Origin of the sequence: Streptomyces albireticuli, assembly GCF_021228125.1 — a bacterium.
GTDB lineage: Bacteria > Actinomycetota > Actinomycetes > Streptomycetales > Streptomycetaceae > Streptomyces > Streptomyces albireticuli.
This window is the reverse complement of record NZ_JAJQQS010000003.1, coordinates 528,057-548,362: the sequence shown is the minus strand read 5'-3', so window position 1 is coordinate 548,362 and position 20,306 is coordinate 528,057. Positions and strand designations below refer to the sequence as shown.

The following is a 20,306-nucleotide window of genomic DNA, read 5'->3' as shown; positions in this document are numbered from 1 at the left end:
GGGTCCCGGCCGGCTTCAGTCGAGCCCGAGCTGTTCGTCGATCAGCGCGAACATCTCGTCGTCCGTCGCCGATTCGAGCGTGGTGCGGTCGACGACCCCGTCCGCTTCCCGGCCGGGTTCTCCGTCCACCTTGCGGAGCAGTTCCCTTAGCCGTTCGGCGACCTGGGCGCGCGCGTCGTCGTCCAGCGCTTCGGCCGTCACGGCCGCCTCGACCTGGCGGAGGCCGTCGAGGGCCGTGGGCCGCCCGTCGTCCCGCGCCGTGAGCCGGGTGCGGAGGTGGCGGGCGAGCGCGTCGGGCGTGGGGTGGTCGTAGACCGTGGACGGGGGGAGGCGCAGGCCGGCCGCCGTGTTGAGCCGGTTGCGCAGCTCGACCGCGGTGAGGGAGGTGAAGCCCGTCTCCAGGAAGCCGCGCCGGGGGTCGACCTGCTGCGGCGCGGCGTGGCCGAGGACGGTGGCGGCCTCGGCGCGGACCAGGTCGAGCAGGACGCGGTACTGCTCTCCCGGGGGCCTTCCGGCGAGGCTCCGCGCCAGGGCGGAGCGGGACTCAGCCGCCTCCGTCGTCTCCTCCGGCGTGTGCGGGGAGCGGCCCAGGCCGGGGAGTTCGTCGAGCAGCGGGCCCGGCCGGGCGGCGGTGAAGAAGGAGGCGAAGCGCTCCCAGTCCATGTCGGTGACGGACAGGAACGTCTCGTCGCGGTCGAGGGCCTGTTGCAGCGCGGAGATCGCGAGCTCGGGGTCCATCGACCGCAGGCCGCGCAGGCTCAGCGCGTCCCCCATCCCCTGTTCGCCCGCCAGACCGTCGCCTTCCCACATGCCCCAGGCGATGGAGGTGGCGGTGGCGCCCCGGGCGCGGCGGCGCTCGGCGAGCGCGTCGAGGTGGGCGTTGGCCGCGGCGTACGGGCCCTGGCCTCCGCCGCCCCAGACCCCGGCGTTGGAGGAGAAGAGGACGAACGCCTCCAACTCACCGTCACCGGCGCGCCCTTCGGCCGACAGCAGCTCGTCCAGCAGCTCCGCTCCGACGGCCTTGGCCGCCAGGGTCTCGGCGAGGTCGGCGATTTCCGCGTCCACGAGGGCGGCGTACCGGCCGGGGATACCGGCGGTGTGGATCACGGCGCGTACGGGCGAACCGTCGTCCCGCAGCCGTGTGAGCAGGGCGGAGACCTGATCGCGGTCGGCGATGTCACAGGCAGCGACGGTCACACGAACACCCAGCGCCTCCAGTTCCGCACGGAGCACGTCCGCACCCGGCGCCTCCGGCCCACGACGGCTCGTCAGGACCAGATGCCCGGCACCACGCGACGCCAGCCACCGCGCCACATGACCACCGAGACCACCCGTACCACCCGTGACCAACACCACCCCGGAAGACGACGGCTTCCAATCCCGCACCTCCCGCGACTCCGCCAACGGGGCGGGCACGAGGCGCCGTACGAACACGCCCGACGCCCGGACCGCAAGCTGGTCCTCGTCGCTCGGCCCGGCCAGCGCCCGGCACAACCGGTTCGCGAGCGGCGCGTCGACGGCCTCCGGTATGTCCAGGAGACCGCCCCAGCGCTCGGGCCGTTCCAGGGCCGCGACCCGGCCGAGGCCCCACACCTGCGCCTGTACCGGCCTCGGCACCGGGTCCGCGCCGGTCACCGACACCGCGCCCCGGGTCACGCACCACAGGCGGGCGCCGTCCGTCCCGGCGTCGTGCCACGCCTGGAGGAGGACGAGGGTCGCACCGGGGGCCGCGCCCACCGTCGGGTGCTCGGGCAGGGACCGCTCGTCCAGCGCCAGCAACGACAGCACCCCGGCCACTTCCCGCCCGTCGGCGGCCGTCCTGAGCTTCCCGGCCCAGGCCGCCCGGTCCGGACGCGTGGCGTCCATGGTGACGACCAGAGCCCGCGCGCCCGTCGCCGTCAGGGCGTCGACGGCCCAGGTGTGGTCCGTCGGCGTGGTGGGGACGACCACCAGCCAGGTTCCCGTGAGGGTGGTGCCGCCGGGCGCCGTCGGCACGGGTGCCGGGCGCCAGGCGATCCGGTACCGCCAGGAGTCCACCAGGGACTCGTCCCGGCGGGACTTCCGCAGGGAGGAGAGAGCGGGCATGAGCGCCTCCAGCGAGGAACGGACCTTGTCCGCGGTTCCGTTGGCCCGGGGTTCGAGCGTGCGGGCGAGCTCTTCCAGGTCCTCGCGCTCCACGGCCTCCCAGAAGCGCGCGTCGACGGTGGCACCGGTGGGCTCGCCGGCCCGGTCGCGGCGGGCCGACGGGACACCGCCCGTGGATTCCACCCAGTAGTGCTTGCGTTGGAAGGCGTAGGTGGGGAGTTCGACGCGGCGGGCGCCGGGAAGGACCGTCGTCCAGTCGACGGGGACACCGTAGGTGAATGCCTCGGCGGCGGAGAGGAGGAACCGCTCCCAGCCACCCTCGTCCCGGCGGAGGGAACCGACAGCCGCGCCGGGCAGGTCACCGTCCTCGATCGTCTCCAGCACACCCGTCGTCAAAACCGGATGCGCCGACGACTCCACGAACACGCCATAACCCTGGGCGAGGAGAGAACGGGTCGCCGCCTCGAACTCCACCGGACGGCGCAAATTCTCAAACCAGTACGACGCGTCCAACCCCGCCGTATCCACCCAGTCACCCGTCACCGTCGAGAAGAACGGAATCCGGGACGTCACCGGGCTGACCGGAGCCAGAACCTCCAGCAACTCCCCACGTATCCGGTCCACATGAACCGAATGCGAGGCGTAATCCACCGGAACCCGACGCGCCCGCACCTCCGCCTTCTCACACACGGCGAGAAGTTCCTCCAGCGCCTCCGCGTCCCCGCTGACCACCGTCGACGAAGGACCGTTCACCGCCGCGACACCGATCCGCTCCGCCCACGGGGACAGCAAATCCTCCACCCGCGCCCGGCCGGCCGCGACCGACACCATGCCGCCGAGACCCGCGACCTTCCGGATGGCCCGGCTACGGAGGGCCACGACGCGGGCGGCATCGTCCAAGGACAAACCACCCGCCACACACGCCGCCGCGATCTCCCCCTGCGAATGACCCACCACCGCACCCGGCTCCACACCCAGCGAACGCCACACCTCGGCGAGGGAGACCATCACCGCGAACAGGACCGGCTGAACAACATCCACCCGCTCCAGCAACTCCGAGGCTTCATCACCCCCGCGCAAGACCTCCCCCAACGACCAGTCCACGTAAGGAGAAAGCGCCCGCTCACACTCCGCGATCCGCCCGGCGAACACCGGCGAGGAGTCCAGAAGACCCACCGCCATCCCCACCCACTGCGAACCCTGCCCCGGAAACACCAGCACCGGGCGTACGTCCGTGGCACCGCCCGTCACTCCCGACACCACTCGCGGCGTCGAGGTGCCCGAGCTCAAGGCGTCGAGGCCGGACAGCAGGCCGTCGCGGTCCTTGCCCAGGACCACCGCCCGGTGTCCGAGGGCCGTGCGTGTCGTCGCGAGCGAGTGGCCGACGTCCGTCACGTCCAGCTCCTGGTGACCGGCCGCGAACTCCCTCAGCCGGGCCGCCTGGGCCCGTAGTCCCTCCGTGCCGCGCGCCGAGATCACTTACGGCACCACGGGCACGGGATCGCGTTCGGCCGGCGGCTCCGCGTCCTCGATCGCCGGAGGCGGCTCCTCGACGATCACATGGGCGTTCGTGCCGCTGATCCCGAACGACGACACGCCCGCCCGACGCGGACGGCCGGCCACCGCAGGCCACTCCCGCGCCTCCCGCAGCAGTTCGACACCACCCGACGACCACTCCACATGCGGCGACGGCTCGTCGACGTGCAACGTCTTCGGCAGGACACCGTGCCGCAGCGCCATGACGGTCTTGATCAGGCCCGCCGCACCGGCCGCCGCCTGGGTGTGCCCGAGGTTGGACTTCACCGTGCCCAGCCACAGCGGCCGGTCGTCCGGACGGTCCTGGCCGTACGTCGCGAGCAGCGCCTGTGCCTCGATCGGGTCGCCGAGTGTCGTCCCCGTGCCGTGTGCCTCGACCGCGTCCACGTCACCGGCCGACAGCCGGGCGTTGGCGAGGGCCGCGCGGATGACACGCTGCTGCGACGGCCCGTTCGGCGCCGTGAGACCACTGCTGGCCCCGTCCTGGTTGACGGCGCTCCCCCGGATCACCGCCAGCACCTCATGCCCGTTCCGACGCGCGTCCGACAGCCGCTCCACCAGCAGTATTCCGACGCCCTCGCCGAAGCCGAAGCCGTCCGCCGAGGCGGAGAACGCCTTGCACCGGCCGTCGCGGGCCAGGGCGCGCTGCCTGCTGAACTCGGTCAGTTCCCGGGGTCCGGCCATGACGGTGACGCCGCCCGCGAGCGCGAGCGTGCACTCACCGGCCCGTAGCGACTGACCCGCCAGATGCAGCGCGACCAGCGACGACGAGCACGCCGTGTCCACCGTCACCGCCGGACCCTCCAACCCGAAGGCGTACGCCACCCGGCCCGAGATCACACTGCCGGTGCCGCCGGTCATGGCGTAGGCGGCGACGCCTTCCGGCAGTTCGTCGAGGCCCGCCAGGTAGTCGGTGCCCATCGCCCCGGCGAACACTCCGACCGGCGCGCCCCGCAGGGACTCCGGGGCGATACCGGCGCGTTCGAACGCCTCCCAGGAGGCTTCGAGGACCAGGCGTTGCTGCGGGTCCATGGCGAGGGCCTCGCGCGGCGAGATGCCGAACAGCTCGGCGTCGAATCCTGCCGCGTCGTAGACAAACGCGCCCTCGCGGACGTACGACCTGCCCTGCGCCTCCGGGTCCGGGTCGTAGAGCGCCGCCAGGTCCCAGCCCCGGTCGCCGGGGAGCTCCGCGACCGCGTCGCGGCCCTCGCTCACCAGGCGCCACAGGGCTTCCGGGGAGTCGGCGCCGCCGGGGAAGCGGCAGGCCATGCCGATGACGGCGAGCGGTTCGTCGGAGGGTGCGGCGGATCGTTCGCCAGGGGCGCCGGTGGTGGCCGTGCCGGCCAGCAGGGTCGTGAGGTGGCGGGCCAGGGCCAGGGGGGTCGGGTGGTCGAAGACCAGCGTGGTGGGCAGGCTCAGGCCCGTCGCGGTGTTGAGCCGGTTGCGGAGCTGGACCGCCATCAGGGAGTCGAAGCCCTGCTCCAGGAAGCCTCGGCGCGGTTCGACGGCGTCGGCGCGCGCGTGGCCGAGGACGGCGACGGCGGTTTCGCGTACGAGCGTGAGGAGGGTGCGCTCCCGCTCGGGTCCGGCGAGTCCGGCCAGTCGCCGGGCGAGGGAGCCGGCCGCCCCGCCCGTGGCCGTGGTGGTGCCGGCCGTGCGTCGGGCGGGGGCGCGGACGAGGCCGCGCAGCAGGGGTGGCACGGTGCCGCCGGAGCCCGCCTGGGCGCGGAGTGCGGTGAGGTCGAGGCGGGCGGGGACCAGGAGGGCGTGGCCGGGTGCGGCGGCCCGGGCGGCGTCGAAGAGCGCCAGGCCCTCTTCGTTCGTCATGGCCGAGGCGCCGGCGCGGGCGAGCCGTGTCCGGTCGTCGGCGTCCAGGTGTCCGCTCATGTCGCTGTCCTCGGCCCAGAGGCCCCAGGCGAGGGACACGGCCGGGAGGCCCTGCGCACGGCGGTGTGCCGCCAAGGCATCGAGGAAGGTGTTGGCGGCCGCGTAGTTGCCCTGGCCCGGGTTGCCGAACACCCCGGCGGCGGAGGAGAAGAGGACGAAATCGGCGAGGTTCAGGTGCCGCGTCGCCTCGTGCAGATTCCACGCCGCGTCCACCTTCGGCCGCAGCACACCCGGCAAGCGGTCGGGAGTCATGGCCGTGAACGTGACGTCATCGAGCACACCGGCCGCATGGACGACAGCGGCCAGCGGACGCCCGGCCGGAACGGCGGCGAGGAGGCGGTCCAAGGCCGCGCGATCGGACACATCACACGCCACCACCTCCACCTCGGCACCCAGAGCAGCCAACTCCTCGCACAACTCCGGTACGCCGGGCGAGGCCCCACCCCGCCGACTCGTCAGCAACAGATGCCGCACCCCGCGCTCCGTCACCAGATGACGGGCCAGCACACGCCCCAGCGCACCCGTACCACCTGTGATCAGCACCGTCCCGTCCTCGTCCCAGGCGGTCGCCTCGGACGACGGCGACTCCGTACGGGTCAGGCGTGGAACCAGGAGCGCTCCGTCGCGGGCGGCGAGCTGGGGCTCCCCGGTGGCGAGGGCGGCGGGCAGGACCGTGTCCCAGTCGGTGTCCTGGCCGGCGTCCAGCAGGACGAGCCGGCCGGGCTGTTCGGACTGGGCCGACCGGATCAGGCCCCAGACCGCCGCGTGCGACAGGTCCGGGACGTCCTCGCCGGTGGCGGTGGCGACCGCGCCGCGGGTGATCACGACGAGGCGGGACGCGGCGGCGGCCGGGTCGGCCAGCCACTCCCGGACGGTGGCGAGGACCTCACCGGTGACTTCGTGGACGACGCCCGCGAGGTCCGCGCACTGGAGCGGGGTGCAGGGGAGGACGGCGACGTCCGGGTAGGACGTGGCCTCGCGGAGTTCCTCGCTGCCCAGGACCGCCCAGGAGGCGGGCGTGACGGGTGTACCGGGCCCGCCCGTCGCGGCCGGGGACCACTCCAGGTGGAAGAGCGGCTCCCGCCCGCTCGCCGCCGCGGCGCGGCGCAGCTGGTCGGCGCGTACGGGCCGGGCGACGAGTGCGCCGACGGAGACGACCGGCCGGCCGTCGGTGTCGGCGGCGCGCAGCGTGACCGCGTCCGGGCCGGTGGGCGTCAGGTGGACGCGGAGGGCCGTGGCGCCGGTGGCGTACAGGGTGACGTCGTTCCAGCCGAAGGGCAGCCGGACGGGCCCGCCGGGTTCCGCGGTGGCGAGGGCCGCGTGCAGGGCGGCGTCGAGCAGGGCGGGGTGCGCGCCGAACCGGGCGGCGGCCTCGTGCTCGTCCTCGGGCAGGCTCACCTCGGCGAACACGTCCTCGCCGCGCCGCCACACCGCGCGCAGCCCCCGGAACGCGGGGCCGTAGCCGTAACCGTCGGCGGCCAGCCGCTCGTAGAACCCCTCCAGCGGTACGGGCTCGGCGCCCGGCGGCGGCCAGGACGTCAGGTCGAAGTCCGGTTCCGGCGCCTGTGCCGGTTCCGGTGCCGATGCCGATGCCGGGTTTCGTGGGGCGAGCAGGCCGGTGGCATGGCGGGTCCAGGCGTCGGTGTCGTCGGTCCCGCCGGGGTCGCCGGAGTCACCGGTGTTCCGTGCGAGAGGCGTGGGCCGGGTGTGCACGCTCAGGGGGCGGCGCCCGGTCGTGTCCTGGGGGCCGACCCGGATCTGTACGGTCACGGTCTCGTCCTCGGGGAGGACGAGGGGGGCTTCGAGGGTGAGCTCGTCCAGGCGGGCGGCCCCGGTCTCGTCGCCGGCGCGTACGGCCAGTTCGACGAGGGCCGTGCCCGGCAGGAGGACGGTGCCCGCCACGGCGTGGTCGGCGAGCCAGGGGTGCGTGCGCGCGGAGATCCGGCCGGTCAGGACGGTGCCCTGCCCGTCGGCGAGCCTCACGGCCGCCCCCAACAGCGGATGGCCCGCGTCGGCGAGACCCAGGGCCGCGGGGTCGCCGGCGTCCTGGGCGGCGCCCTGGAGCCAGTAGCGCTGCCGCTGGAAGGCGTAGGTGGGCAGCGCGACGCGGCGGCCGCCCGCCAGGCGGGACGGCCAGTCGACGTCCAGGCCCCGGGTGAACGCCTCGGCCACCGAGGTGAGGAAGCGGTCCGGGCCGCCGTCGTCCCGCCGCAGCGAGCCGACGGCCAGCGCCGCGTCGACCCCCGCCTCCTCGAACGTGGCCTGGGTGCCCAGGCCGAGCACCGGATGGGCGCTGCACTCGACGAAGAACCGGAAGCCGTCGCCGAGGAGCGCGTGTACGGCGCCCTCGTAGTCCACCGGCTGCCGGGCGTTGTCGAACCAGTAGCCGGCGTCCAGCCGGTCGTGGTCCAGCGGGCCGCCGGTCACGGTCGAGTAGAACGGCACCCGGCCGGCGCGGGGCCGGATGCCCGCGAAGAGTTCGAGGATGCGGTCGCGCAGCGGGTCGACCTGGGCACAGTGCGAGGCGACCGTCGAGCCGACGACCCGTACGCGTACGCCGTCGGCCTCGCACCCGGCGACGAACTCCTCAAGCGCCGGGATCTCACCCGCGACGGTCACCGCGCCGGGCCCGTTGCGGCCGGCGATCACGAGTCGGCCGTCCCACGCGGTGAGCCGTTCGGCCACGGCCTCGGCCCGCATCGCCACGGACGCGACGGCGCCGCGGCCCACGAGTTCGCGGGCGAAGAGGGCGCTGCGGGCCACCACCAGTTCGGCCGCGTCCTCCAGGGACAGGGCCCCGGCCACGTGGGCCGCGGCGATCTCCCCTTGGGAATGGCCGACGACCGCGGCCGGTGTCACGCCGTACGCGCGCCACAGGGCGGCCAGTGACACGTTCACCGCGAACAGCACCGGCTGGAGCACCTCGATGCGGTCGGCGGACGGCGCGCCCTCCGCGCCGCGTACGACGTCGGTGACGGACCAGCCGGCGTGCCGGGCCACGGCCGCGTCGCAGGCGGCGAACGCCTCGGCGAACTCCGGTGAGGCGTCGTGGAGTTCCGCGCCCATGCCGGCCCACTGCGAGCCCTGGCCGGGGAAGACGAACACGACCCGGCCGCGGACGTCGGCCTCGCCGGTGACGGCCCCGGCGGCCGGGGTGCCGGCGGCCACGGCCGCCAGGGCGGCGGTCGGGCCGTCGGGGTCGCCGGGCGCGGCCAGGACGACCGCCCGGTGCGCGAACGTGGAGCGGGCGGTGACCAGCGAGAAGCCCACGTCCGCCGGGTCGGGGCCGGGTCGCGCGGCGACGAGGTCCCGCAGCCGCCCGGCCTGGGCCCGCAGCCCGTCGGCGGTGCGCGAGGAGACGACCCAGGGGACGGGGGTGACGGAGGCGTGCCCGGCGGGGAGGGCGCGGGCGTCCTCGCTCGGTTCCGCCGTGGGCTCCTTCGCGGGTACGGGTAGGGGTGCGGGGGCGGCGACGGGTACGGATGCGGGCGCGAGTGCGGGCCCGGGTGCGGGCGCAGGTGTGGGCGTCGTTGCGGACGCCGGTGCGAGTACAGGCCCGGGTACGGACGCCGGTACGGGCGCAGGTACGGACGTCCGTACGAGTACGGGCCCGTGCACTGCCGCGCTGACGGACGCGCCCGCCGTCTCCGGCTCCGGTGCCTGCTCGACGATGACGTGCGCGTTGGTGCCGCTGATCCCGAACGACGAGACGCCCATCCGGCGCGGGCGCCCGGTCCCGGGCCACTCCCTCGGCTCCGTCAGCAGCTCGACGGCTCCCGCCGACCAGTCCACGTGCGGTGACCGCTCCCCCGCGTGGAGGGTGCGCGGCAGCACACCGTGGCGGAGCGCCATGACCGCCTTGATGACGCTCGCCGCGCCGGCCGCGGCCTGCGTGTGCGAGATGTTCGACTTCACCGAGCCCAGCCAGAGCGGCCGGTCGTCCGGACGGTCCTGGCCGTACGTCGCGAGCAGTGCATGTGCCTCGATCGGATCACCGAGGGGCGTGCCTGTGCCGTGTGCCTCGACCGCGTCCACGTCACCGGCCGACAACCGCGCGTTGGCGAGGGCCGCGCGGATGACGCGCTGCTGGGAAGGCCCGTTGGGTGCGGTGAGGCCGTTGCTGGCCCCGTCCTGGTTGACGGCACTCCCCCGGATCACCGCCAGGACTTCATGCCCGTTGCGGCGGGCGTCCGACAGGCGCTCCAGCAGCAGCACGCCCACGCCCTCGCCCCAGCCCGTGCCGTCCGCCGAGGCCGAGAACGCCTTGCACCGGCCGTCGGGCGCGAGCGCCCGCTGCCGGCTGAACTCGACGAGCGCCTTGGGCGTGGCCATCACCGACACCCCGCCCGCGAGCGCCATCGCGCACTCGCCCTGGCGGAGCGCCTGGCCGGCCAGGTGCAGGGCGACCAGGGACGAGGAGCACGCCGTGTCGACGGTGACGGCGGGGCCTTCGAGACCGAAGGTGTACGAGACGCGGCCGGAGATGACACTGGCCGCGCTGCCGGTGGCGGAGAACCCTTCCAGTTCCGCGGGCACGGTGAGACCGGCCGTGTAGTCGGAGGCCATGGCGCCCGCGAACACCCCGATCCGGCTGCCGCGCAGTCCGTCGGGGGTCATCCCGGCACGCTCGAACGCCTCCCACGACGTCTCCAGGAGCAGCCGCTGCTGCGGGTCCATCGTCAGCGCCTCGCGCGGGGGGATCCCGAACAGCCCGGCGTCGAAGCCCGCCGCGTCGTCGAGGAAGCCGCCCGCCCTCGTGTAGTTCTTCCCCGGGGCGTCGGGGTCGGGGTCGTAGATGCCCGCCACGTCCCAGCCCCGGTCCCCGGGCAGCGGCCCGGTCGCGTCGCGGCCCTCGCTCACCAGGGTCCAGAGGTCCTCGGGCGAGGCGACGCCGCCGGGGAAGCGGCAGGCCATGCCGATGACGGCGAGCGGTTCGGCGGCGTCCGCGACGGCGGCACCGGACGGCGGCACCGCACCGGGTACGGCCCCCGGGGCACCGACGAGTTCGGCGAGGAGGTGGCGGGCGAGGGCGGCGGGGCTGGGGTGGTCGAAGACCAGGGACGCGGGCAGGCGCAGGCCGGTGGCGTCCTTGAGCCTGTTGCTGAGCTCCACCGCTGTCAGCGAGTCGAAGCCGAGGCTCCGGAACGCCTGGCCGGCTTCGACGCTCTCCGGCGAGGCGTGGCCGAGGACGCCGGCCGCCTGGGTGCGTACGAGCTCCAGGAGCACCCGGTCCCGCTCCGGCTCCGGCAGCCCGGCCAGCCGCCCGGCGAGCGCCGAGGCGGCGCGGGAGCGGTCGGCGGCGGAGCCCGCCGGGCTCGCCGTGCGCCGCGACGGGACGGGCACCAGGCCGCGCAGCAGCGGCGGCACGGAGGTGCCGGAACCCGCCTGGTGGCGGAGCGCGGTGAGGTCGAGGCGGACCGGGACGAACAGCGCCCGGCCGACGGCCGTGGACGGCGCCCCGGCCGGCGTGGACGGCGGGGCCGGCGTGGACGGCGGGGTCGGCGTGGACGGTGCCGCCGACGTCGTCGGTGCCATCGGTGCCGTCGACGTCGCCGCGTCGAACAGGGCGAGGCCTTCGTCGTCCGTCAGCGCCGCGACCCCGCCACGCGACAGCCTCGCCCGGTCCGCGCTGCCGAGCCGCCCGGTCATTCCCTCGCCACCCTGCTCCCAGAGTCCCCAGGCCAGGGACACGGCCGGGAGGCCCTCAGCGCGGCGGTGGGCCGCCAGAGCGTCGAGGAAGGCGTTGGCAGCCGCGTAGTTGCCCTGCCCCGGGTTGCCGAACACCCCGGCCGCGGAGGAGAAGAGAACGAAATCGGCGAGATCCAGACGCCGGGTCGCCTCGTGCAGGTTCCACGCCGCGTCCACCTTCGGCCGCAGCACCGCCGACAAACGGTCGGGGGTCATGGACGTGACCGTGGCGTCGTCCAGCACGCCGGCCGCGTGGACGACAGCCGTCAGCGGATGCTCCGCGGAAATCCCGGCCAGAAGCCGGTCCAAGGCCGCACGATCGGCCACGTCGCACGCGACCACGTCCACGGCGGCGCCCAAGGCCGCCAGCTCCTCGCGTAACTCCGGCACGCCGGGCGACGCCTCACCACGGCGACTGGTGAGAAGGAGGTGCCGCACTCCGCGCTGCGTCACCAGATGGCGGGCCAGTAGGCGCCCCAGCGCACCCGTACCGCCCGTGACCAGCACCGTCCCGTCCTCATCCCAGGCGGTCACCTCGGCCGACGGCGACTCCGCACGGGTCAGCCGGGGCGCGAGGGCGCGCCCGTCGCGGACCGCGACCTGGGGTTCGCCGGTGGCGAGGGCCAGGGTCAGAGCCGTCCGCCGGTCGGTGGCGTCGTCGGTCACGTCGACCAGGAGGAAGCGTCCGGGGTTCTCCGACTGGGCGGCGCGCACCAGCCCCCAGACCGCGGCGTGCGCGAGGCCGGACACGGGCTCGGCGGGGCCGGTGGAGACGGCGCCTTGGGTGACCACGGCCAGGCGCGCGTCCTCGGCCAGGTCCGGGGCACTCAGCCACCGTCGGAGTTCCGCCAGGACCTTACGGGTGGAGGCGTGGACGGTGGGGGCTAGGTCGGCGGGATCAGCGGTGGGGGCGGACGGGCAGAGGAGCACGGACAGGCCCGGTGCGGGCGGCCTCGGTTCGGACGCCGGTTCCGAAGCGGGTTCCAAAGCGGGTTCCGAAGCGGGTTCCGAAGCGGGTTCCGAAGCGGGTTCCGAAGCGGGTTCCGGCGCCGGTACCGACGCCCGATCCGACCTGGGTTCCGGCGCCGGTACCGACACCGGATCCGGCCCGGCTTCCGACGCCGGTCCCGCGAGCGGCTCCGTACCGCCGAGAACCGACCACTCCTCCGCCGGGGCGGAGACGCCTGCCACGGGCCCCACGGGCGTCCAGTCCACGCCGAAGAACGAGTCCCGGCCGCCGACGCCGGGACCGGCCGCGGCCTGCCGCAGCCGGTCCGCCGTCACGGGACGGGAGACGAGGGCGTCGACGGACGCGACCGGGCGGCCCGTGGTGTCGGCGAGCAGCACCGACAGCCCGTCGGCCCCCTCGGGCGCGAGCCGGACCCGGAGGGCCGTCGCGCCTTCCGCGAGCAGGGACACCCCGTTCCAGGAGAACGGCAGCCGTATCCCGTCGCCCTGAGGCGAACCGGCGGCGGCCATCGCCGCGTGCAGGGCGGCGTCGAGCAGCGCCGGGTGGACGACGAACCGGGCCGCGCCCTCGTGATCCTGCTCGGTCAGGCTCACTTCGGCGAAGATCTCGTCGCCGCGCCGCCAGGCGGCTCGCAGCCCCTGGAACGCGGGGCCGTAGCCGTAACCGTCGGCGGCCAGCCGCTCGTAGAACCCCTCCAGCGGTACGGGCTCGGCGCCGGGCGGCGGCCAGGACGTCAGGTCGAACGCCTCGACGGTGTCCTGCGCGGTCAGCACGCCGTCGGCGTGGCGCAGCCACTCCTGTCCGTCCGCCGTCTGTGAGTACACGCTCACGGGACGACGCCCGGCCGCCTCCTCCGCGCCGACACGGACCTGGACCGTGACGGCGCCCTCGGCCGGTATCACCAGCGGCGCCTCCAGGGTGAGTTCCTCCAGCCGGGCGCAGCCCACCTCGTCCCCGGCGCGTACGGCCAGCTCCACCAGGCCGGTGCCGGGCAGGAGCACGGTCCCCGCGACGGCGTGGTCGGCGAGCCAGGGGTGCGAGCGGAGATCGATCCTGCCGGTGAGCGCGACACCCGACCCGTCGGCCAGCCGGACCGCCGCGCCCAGGAGCGGGTGGTTCGTGGCCCCTAGGCCGAGGGTGGCGACGTCACCCGAGGGCACGGCCGCGCTGTCCAGCCAGTAGCGCTGTCGCTGGAAGGCGTAGGTGGGGAGTTCGACGCGGCGGGCGCCGGGGAGGAGGGCGGACCAGTCGACGTCCGTGCCGTGCACGTAGGCGGTTGCCACGGCGGTGGTGAGGGTGAGCGGCTCGGGACGGTCCTTACGGAGGAGGGGGACCGTCACGGAGTCGGGGCGGTGCTCGTCGAGGGTCTCCTGGGCGAGGGCGGTCAGGACGCCGTCGGGGCCCAGTTCGAGGAAGACGTCCACGCCTTCGCCGTCGGCGAGGGCCCGTATGCCGTCACCGAAACGGACGGCCTCACGGACGTGCCGCACCCAGTACTCAGGGGACGACAGCTCGGACGGTTCGGTGACGGGACGGCCGGTGAGGTTCGAGACGACGGGGATCGCCGGTTCTGCGAAGGACACGACTGTCAGGGCGTGGCGGAACTCGTCCAGCATGGGTTCCATGAGAGGCGAGTGAAAGGCGTGACTCACATCGAGACGGCGCTTCTTGCGATCGGGGAAACCGGCCACGACCGCTTCGACACTGGCAGATTCCCCCGACAGCACGACCGAGCGCGGACCGTTCACAGCGGCGATACCGACACGGTCCTCGACCCCGGCCCCGGCTAAGGCTCGGCGGGCCTCGTCCTCGGTGGCCTGCACCGCCACCATCACCCCACCGGCGGGAAGAGCCTGCATCAACCGGCCGCGCGTACGGACGAGCAGCGCCGCATCCTCCAGCGAGAACACACCCGCCACATACGCCGCCACGATCTCACCGATCGAATGCCCGATCAGGAAATCCGGACGTACCCCCCAGCTCTCCACCAGCCGGAAGAGCGCCACTTCGAAGGCGAACAACGCCCCCTGAGCGAACTCCGTACGCCCCAGCCGCTCCCCGTCCCCGAACACATCCCTGGACAGCCCCAGCGCACCACACGCCTCATCCAATGCCCGCGCAAACACCGGATAAGCCTCGGCCAGCCCCCGGCCCATCCCCACCCGCTGCGCACCCTGACCCGAGAACATGAACGCCGTACGGGCCTTGGCACGCGCGACGCCACGCACGGAACCCGCCGCCGGTTCGTCCTTCGCCAGCGCCTCCAGCCCCGCCAGCAGTTCCTCCCGGCCCTCGCCCAGTACCACCGCGCGGTGTTCGAGGCCGGCCCGCGTGGTCGCGAGCGAGTGGCCGACGTCCTTCGTGGACAGTTCCGCGCGGGCGGTGACGAAGGTACGGAGCCGGGCGGCCTGTTCCCGGAGGGCCTCCGGCGTACGGGCCGAGACGGACCACGGCACCACGGGCGTCCGCACCGGCTCGGCGGGCCCGGAATCGTCGGCGGGGACCGCCTCGGCCCCGTGGCCCTCCGGTGCCTGCTCGACGATCACATGGGCGTTCGTGCCGCTGATCCCGAAGGACGAGACACCCGCCCGGCGCGGACGATCGGCCACCGCAGGCCACTCCCGCGCCTCGGCGAGAAGTTCCACCGCGCCGGAGGACCAGTCCACGTGCGGCGACGGTTCGTCGGCGTGCAAGGTCTTGGGCAGGACACCGTGCCGTATCGCCTGCACCATCTTGATCACGCCCGCCACACCCGCGGCCGCCTGCGTATGCGCGATGTTCGACTTCACCGACCCCAGCCACAACGGCCGCCCCGCCGAACGACCCTGACCATACGTCGCCAGCAACGCCTGCGCCTCGATCGGATCACCCAACGTCGTCCCGGTGCCATGGGCCTCCACCGCGTCGACGTCGTCCGGCGACAGGCGGGCGCTGGTGAGCGCGGCGTGGATGACGCGCTGCTGGGAAGGCCCGTTGGGCGCGGTCAGGCCGTTGCTCGCGCCGTCCTGGTTGACGGCGCTCCCCCGGATCACCGCCAGCACCTCATGACCGTTCCGACGCGCGTCCGACAACCGCTCCAGCAACAGAACCCCGGCGCCCTCGCCCCAGCCCGTACCGTCCGCCGACGCCCCGAACGCCTTGCAGCGGCCGTCCGGGGCCAGCCCGCGCTGGCGGCTGAACTCGATGAACACCGAGGGCGTGGCCATCAGGGAGACCCCGCCGACGAGCGCGAGCGAGCACTCGTCGGCGCGCAGGGCCTGGCAGCCCAGGTGCAGGGCGACCAGGGACGACGAGCACGCCGTGTCGACGGTGACGGCCGGGCCCTCCAGGCCGAAGGTGTACGCGACCCGGCCGGACGCCACGCTACCGGCGCTGCCCGCGCCGAGGAGGCCCTCGTACGCCTCGGGCAGCGGGAGGGGGCGTACGCCGTAGTCGTCGTACATGACGCCCGTGAAGACGCCCGTCCGTGAACCGCGCAGCGAGTCGGGGGCGATGCCGGCCCGTTCGAAGAGCTCCCAGGCCGTCTCCAGGAGGAGGCGCTGCTGCGGGTCGACAGCGGTCGCCTCGCGGGGGCTGATGCCGAAGAATGCGGCGTCGAACTCGGCCGCGTCGTAGAGGAATCCGCCGTGGCGGGCGGTGAAGGTGCCCCGGTGGTCGGGGTCCGGGTCGTAGAGGCCCTCGATGTCCCAGCCGCGGTCGGTGGGGAAGCCGGAGACGGCGTCCGTGCCGTCCGCGACGAGCCGCCACAGGTCCTCGGGTGACCGGACGCCGCCGGGGTAGCGGCAGCTCATGCCGACGATCGCGAGGGGTTCGTGGGTGCCGGACTCGAGGTCCAGGAGGCGCTGCCGGGTCTCGTGCAGGTCTGCGGTGACCCACTTGAGGTACTCGACCAGCTTCTCGTCGTTCTTCTCGTCGTTGGTCATCAGCTGTCGCCCTTCTTACGGCCCAGCCCGCGGTCGATGAAGTCGAAGATCTCTTCTTTGGTCGCCGTCTCCAGCCGGTGCCCGACGGTGCTCCGCGCCGCCGACGGTGGCTCGTCGTGTCCTCGGCGGAGGTCGGTCCATTTGGCCAGGACGGTCCGGAGCCGGCCGGTGACGCGCAGGGACGCCTCGTCGTCAGGGGCCGCGGCGCCGAGGAGTTCGGCTTCGATCCTGTCCAGGTCGGCGAGGGCCCGCGTCACGGGGTCCATGGGCGCGGGTCCGAGGCGGGACCGCAGGTGACGGGCGAGGGCGCCCGGTGTGGGATGGTCGAAGACCAGGGTCGCGGGGAGCCGCAGCCCGGTCGCCGCGTCGAGCCGGTTCCTCAGCTGGACGGCGGTGAGCGAGTCGAAGCCGAGGTCCTGGAACGGCTGGTCGGGGGTGACGCCGTCCGGTGACGCGTGGCCGAGGACCGCGGCGGCATGGCCGGTGACGAGGCCGGTCAGGATGCGTTCCCGCTCCGGTTCGGACGCCTTCTCCAGCCGCCGGGCCAGCGCCTGCCCGTCCTCGGTGACGGCGTCCGTTCCGCCGCCGGCCGCCTGACGACGGCGGGCGGAGGCCGGTACGGGCCCTTGGGTCCGGAGGGTTCGACGGGTCCCGTGGGTCCGTACGAGGTCGTGCAGCAGTGCCGGCAGGGTGCCGGACGCGGCGTGCGTACGCAGCACGGGGAGGTTCAGCCGGAGCGGTATCAGCAGGGGCTGCCGGTACGGGCCGGTGGTCGGCGAGCCGCCCCCGGACACGGCCGCGTCGAAGAGGGCCAGACCGTGGGCGCTGCTGAGCGGTTCGAGTCCGGTACGGGCGAGCCTGCCGAGGTCGCTGTCGCCCAAGTGGCCTGCCATGCCGGTCGCTTCCTGTTCCCACAGCCCCCAGGCCAGGGACACGGCCGGGAGGCCCTGGGCGCGGCGGTGGGCAGCCAGGGCATCGAGGAAGGCGTTGGCGGCGGCGTAGTTTCCCTGGCCCGGACCGCCGAACACTCCGGCGGCGGAGGAGAAGAGAACGAACGCCGCGAGGCCGAGGCGACGGGTCGCGTGGTGGAGGTGCAGCGCCGCGTCGGCCTTCGGGCGCAGGACGGCGGAGACCCGCCGCCCGTCGAGCGCCCCGATCACTCCGTCGTCGAGGACACCGGCGGTGTGGACGACCGCGGTCAGGGGATGCCCGTCCGGGATGCCGTCGACGAGTCCGTCGACGGCGGCCCGGTCGGCGAGGTCGCACGCCGCGAACGTGGCGTTCGCCCCGCCCGCCTCCAGTTCCTCACGCAGGCGGGCGGCGCCCGGGGCGTCGGCGCCACGGCGGCCGGCGAGGAGGAGGTGCCGTACGCCCCGTTCGGCGACCAGGTGCCGGGCGAGGAGGCTGCCGAGGGCGCCCGTACCGCCGGTGATCAGCACGGTTCCGTCGGGGTTCCATGCGTACTCATGTGTCCCCGTCCCCGGCGCCGTCCCTGCGGCGGGCCCGGGTTCCGTGCGCGTCAGGCGTGGTGTCAGTGCCCGTCCGGCGCGGACCGCGACCTGAGGTTCCCCCGTGGCCAGCGCGGCGGGCAGGGCCGCTTCCCAGTCGGCGGGATCGTCCACGTCGACGAGGACGAACCGTCCCGGGTGCTCCGACTGCGCGGACCGCAGCAGGCCCCAGACCGCCGCGTGCGCCAAGTCCGGTACGCCGTCCTTGTCGTCGGCCGCGACGGCGCCGCTCGTGACGACGGCGAGTTTCGCGGAGGCGGCGGCCTCGTCGTCCAGCCACTCCCGTACCGCCGACAGCACCTCGGTCGTGGCCTCGTGCACGGCGTCGGCCGTGTCGCGGGTGCCAGGGGTTCCGGGGCTTCCGGGGCTTCCGGGGAGGCGGGGAAGGACGAGGAAGTCGGGGTACGGGGACGTGCCGGCCGTCCCGGACAGCGCCCAGCGGGGAGGGGCCGCCGTACCGGCCGGGTCGTCCGGGGCGACCGGCACCCAGTCGAGGGTGTGGAGCGCGCCGAGGTCGTCGCGGGCTGTCCCGTCACCACCGCCGTTGTCGCCGCCGCTGCCGGCCAGGGCGTTCCGGAGCCGGTCGGCAGGGAGGGGGCGGGAGACGAGGGCCGCTACGGACGCGACGGGCCGGCCTTCGGGGTCGGCGATCAGCAACGAGACGGCGGCGTCGGCGTCCGGGACAGAGCGCGTGGCGGCCGGGCCGGCGGGGTCCGGGTCCGTGACGGCGGGTGCCAGCCGGACGCGTACGGCCGCGGCGCCCTCGGCGTACAAGGTCACCCCGCGCCACGCGAAGGGCAGCCGGAGCCGGCCGTCGAGGCCGCCGCCGTTCTCCTGGCCGGCCGGCGCGGCGTGCAGGGCCGCGTCGAGCAGGGCGGGGTGAAGGGCGAAGGAGCGCGCGGCCTCCCTCTCCTCCTCCGGCAGCCGGACGTCGGCGAACAGTTCGTCCCCGCGCCGCCACACGGCCCGCAGACCACGGAAGGCGGGCCCGTACGCGTAACCGGCCGCCCCCATACGGTCGTAGAAGCCGTCCAGCGCCAGCGGCTCGGCACCCTCCGGCGGCCATACGGCGAGGTCGGACGGCTCGGACAGGCCCTCGGCGGCCAGGACCCCTTCGGCGTGCAGCACCCACTCCTCCCCGCCGGTCGTGGTCCGGGAGTGCACGCTCACCGCCCGCCGCCCGCCGTCGTCGCCCGGGCCGACCCGCACCTGCACGGCGACGGATCCGGTGCCGGGCACGACGAGCGGGGCGTGCAGCGTCAGTTCCTCGACCTGCCGGCACCCGACGGCGTCACCGGCCCGCACCGCCAGTTCCACGAAGCCGGTGCCGGGGAGGAGGGCGGTACCGGCCACGGCGTGGTCGGCGAGCCAGGGGTGCGTGCGCAGCGAGAGCCGGCCGGTCAGCACGGCCCCCTGTCCCTCGGCCAGGACCACCGCGGCGCCCAGCAACGGGTGCCCGGACGGCTCCAGGCCCAGTGCGTCGGGGTCACCGCCCGCCGGGTCGGCGTCGCGCAGCCAGTAGCGTCGGCGGTTGAAGGCGTAGGTGGGGAGTTCGACGCGGCGAGCACCGGGGAGGAGGGCGGACCAGTCGACATCGACACCGTGCACGTAGGCGGTCGCCAGGGCAGTGGTGAGGGTGAGCGGCTCGGGACGGTCCTTACGGAGAAGGGAGGCGGTGACCGTGTCGTGGGTGAGGCCGAGGTCGTCGAGGGTTTCCTGGGTGAGGGCGGTCAGGACGCCGTCGGGGCCCAGTTCGAGGAAGACGTCCACGCCTTCGCTGTCGGCGAGGGCGCGTATGCCGTCACCGAAACGGACGGACTCACGGACGTGCCGCACCCAGTACTCCGGGGACAACAGCTCGCCCGGCTCGGCCAAGCGTCCCGAGACGTTGGAGACGACCGGGAGCCGAGGCTCGGCAAAGGTGATCTGATTCAGGACCTGCCGGAAGTCCTCCAGCATGGGATCCATCAGGGGCGAGTGGAAAGCATGGCTCACATCGAGACGGCGCTTCTTGCGGTCGCGGAAACCTGCCACGACCGCTTCGACCGCGGCAGATTCCCCCGACAGCACGACCGAACGCGGGCCGTTCACGGCGGCGATGCCGACCCGGTCCCCGGACCCGGCCCCGGCCCCGGCCCCGGCTAAGGCTCGGCGGGCCTCGTCCTCGGTGGCCTGCACCGCCACCATCACCCCACCGACGGGAAGAGCCTGCATCAACCGGCCGCGCGTACGGACGAGCAGCGCCGCATCCTCCAGCGAGAACACACCCGCCACATACGCCGACACGATCTCACCGATCGAATGCCCGATCAGGAAGTCCGGACGTACCCCCCAGCTCTCCACCAGCCGGAAGAGCGCCACCTCAAAGGCGAACAACGCCCCCTGAGCGAACTCCGTACGCCCCAGCCGCTCCCCGTCCCCGAACACATCCCTGGACAGCCCCAGCGCACCACACACCTCATCCAACGCCCGCGCAAACACCGGATACGCCTCAGCCAGCCCCCGGCCCATCCCCACCCGCTGCGCACCCTGACCCGAGAACAACAACGCCACCCGCCGCTGCCCCCGCGCCACACCACTCACCACACCCGCGGCACCCTCAGACCCCAGCCCCGCCAGCAACTCCCCCCGCCCCGCACCCAGCACCACCACCCGATGCTCAAGAGCAGTCCGCGACACCCCAAGCGAGAAACCCACATCCGCCACGTC

The 20,306-nt window shown here is 74.4% G+C and carries 2 protein-coding genes and 1 pseudogene (1 of these 3 only partly in view); all 3 read right to left on the bottom strand.

What is annotated here, in order from left to right:
• Positions 1 to 15 precede the first annotated feature (15 nt).
• A complete protein-coding gene (locus LUZ64_RS06915) occupies positions 16 to 3,564 on the bottom strand; it encodes an SDR family NAD(P)-dependent oxidoreductase (protein WP_232389746.1) in 3,549 nt (1,182 codons plus the stop codon).
• Between the two features lie 3 nt (positions 3,565 to 3,567).
• Positions 3,568 to 16,089 (bottom strand): annotated as a pseudogene (locus LUZ64_RS06910) (type I polyketide synthase); the annotation flags it as partial.
• A protein-coding gene (locus LUZ64_RS06905) for a type I polyketide synthase (RefSeq protein ID WP_232389748.1) crosses the window boundary here: on the bottom strand, positions 16,089 to 20,306 show its 3' end. Its footprint extends 6,903 nt past the window's final position; only the last 4,218 of its 11,121 coding nucleotides appear in the window; its start codon lies beyond the right edge, outside the window — the gene reads right to left on this strand; its stop codon occupies positions 16,089 to 16,091. The gene LUZ64_RS06905 and the pseudogene LUZ64_RS06910, both read right to left, overlap by 1 nt.